General features: G+C 76.2%; 2 protein-coding genes and 1 pseudogene. All 3 read left to right on the plus strand.

Features of this window, described 5'->3' with window-relative positions:
- Positions 1–255: 255 nt before the first annotated feature.
- Positions 256–471 (plus strand): hypothetical protein, encoded by a 216-nt coding sequence (locus C1J00_RS42365; protein ID WP_180989904.1) that lies wholly within the window; start codon positions 256–258, stop codon positions 469–471.
- A complete protein-coding gene (locus C1J00_RS42370) occupies positions 468–1442 on the plus strand; it encodes an alpha/beta hydrolase (protein ID WP_102914112.1) in 975 nt (324 codons plus the stop codon). The genes C1J00_RS42365 and C1J00_RS42370 overlap by 4 nt, the downstream gene beginning before the upstream one ends.
- A gap of 179 nt (positions 1443–1621) precedes the next feature.
- Positions 1622–2164: pseudogene (locus C1J00_RS42375) on the plus strand (hypothetical protein); the annotation flags it as partial.

Below are 2164 nucleotides of genomic sequence, written 5' to 3' on the forward strand. Positions count from 1 at the left end.
CCCCCGACCCGAGCTCAAGCGACTCGGTGTACCCGGGCACCGCCCATGCGTTCATGTCCCGTCCCCCCAAAGCGGCCGCTCCCCAGCGGCCGGCCACGCTCGGACACCCATGATTCGGCCACTGCGGTCGCGTGGCCAGAAGTACGCGCCAGGCGTACCCGGACCGTGACAGAGGCCGGTACGGCTGTGACGGACAGCGGGCCCGGCGGGGCGACGACGCCCCCACGGAGCGGGCAGGAGCCGGCCTCTCCTGCCGTGCGCGTCCCGCCGGCCGCTACGCTGACCGCCGAGCCGACGGCGGGGTGCGCGCGCTCCGGCGCCCTGCTCACCGCGGCGCACCCCGCCCGGCCCCGCGGCACCACCCGCCGGACGGCGGGCAGGTTCCGCCGCACGGCGGCGCCCGCTGCCGGGGCCACCGGGCCGACCATGGCCGTCCGAGCCGCCGCGACCTCGCGTGAGGAGACGCCATGACGCACGTACCGCCCCCGTTCGACCCCGAACTCGCCGCCGCCCTGGAGCTGATCAAGGACATGATCAGCCCGGGGCTGACCCTCGACGAGATCGCCGAGGTGCGCCAGGGCCCGGGCATCCGGATGCTGGCCGATCTGGATCTGACCATGGGCGGGGCGTTCGAGGTGGAGGACCGGCAGGTGCCGGGGCCGGAGGGCGAGCCGGACATCTCACTGCTGATCTGCCGCCCGGCCTCGGCGGGGTTCGCCGGGCCGCGCCCCGTCATCTACCACGTGCACGGCGGCGGCATGGTCATCGGGAACAACCGGGTCGGGGTGGACGTCCCGCTGGCGTGGGCACAGGCGCTGGACGCGGTCGTGGTGTCCGTGGAGTACCGGCTGGCGCCGGAGCACCCGCATCCCGCGCCGGTCGAGGACGTGTACGCCGGGCTGCTGTGGACGGCGGATCACGCGGCCGAGATCGGCGCCGACCCCGAGCGGATCGTCATCGCGGGTGCGAGCGCGGGCGGCGGGCTGTGCGCGGCCCTGGCCCTGCTCACCCGGGACCGCAAGGGGCCGCGGCCGATCGGGCAGGTGCTGATGTGCCCGATGCTCGACGACCGCAACGACACGCCCTCCACCCGCCAGATGGCGGGCCTCGGAGTGTGGGACCGCACCGCCAACGAGACCGGCTGGACCGCGCTGCTGGGCTCGCGCCGCGGCGGCCCCGACGTACCGGCGTACGCGGCTCCGGCCCGCGCCAAGGACCTGACGGGGCTGCCTCCGGCCTTCCTCGACGTCGGCTCGGCGGAGACCTTCCGGGACGAGGTCGTCGCCTACGCGTCGCGGATCTGGCAGGCCGGCGGAGTGGCCGAACTGCATGTGTGGCCGGGCGGCTTCCACGGTTTCGACGGGTTCGCGCCTCAGGCCGCGGTGTCGCAGGCGGCCCGCGGGGCGCACGTGGCCTGGCTGCGGAGGCTGCTCGGGATGTGAGGGCCGGGGGCGGCGGGCCCGGGTGCGGCAGCCCCACGCCCACGGCCGCACACCGCACCATGGGCGGCACATATGGCCCGGCACGTCGCTCGCGACCCGAGGACCCAAGGCGGAGAACCCCGGTGCGGCAGCCCCACGCCCACGGCCGCAAGGACGGCCGCATACCGCACTATGGGCCTATGAAAGAGCTGGCCGGGCGGCTGACCGCCCTCGATCCGGATGCCGGTGCGGCGGTCCGGGTCATCGCCTACTTCGACCGCCTGGCCGAGTCCAGGGCCGGGGTGGAGGCACTCGTACGCGGTGCCGCGGTCCTGGCCGGCTGCCCGGCCCGGCTGGTGGACCCCGAGCGGCGCGTACACGTCCGGGTGGAGGCCGACGGCACGCGGCATGACACCGGAACCCCGCCGGACCCGGCCTGGCCCTCGGCGGAATTGAGCCCGGGCGGCGCGGGGGTGCTGTGGCTGGAGCGGGGACGTGACGGAGCCGAGTCCGGGGGCCCCGCGCCGACGGGGCGGGACGCGCGCTACGGCACGCCCGCGCCCGTCGCCCCCAGCGTCGTCGACGCCGTGATCCTCGAACGGGCCGCCGGTGTCCTCCGGCTGGTTCTCGACCGCACCCGTGGGCGGGCCCCCGCAGACGACCCGGCACTGGTCGAAACCCTCCTCGACGCCACGGCCCCCGAACAGGCCCGCCTGCACGCCGCCCGCCGCCTCGGACTGGAC

The organism is Streptomyces cahuitamycinicus (assembly GCF_002891435.1).
GTDB classification, from domain to species: Bacteria; Actinomycetota; Actinomycetes; order Streptomycetales; family Streptomycetaceae; genus Streptomyces; species Streptomyces cahuitamycinicus.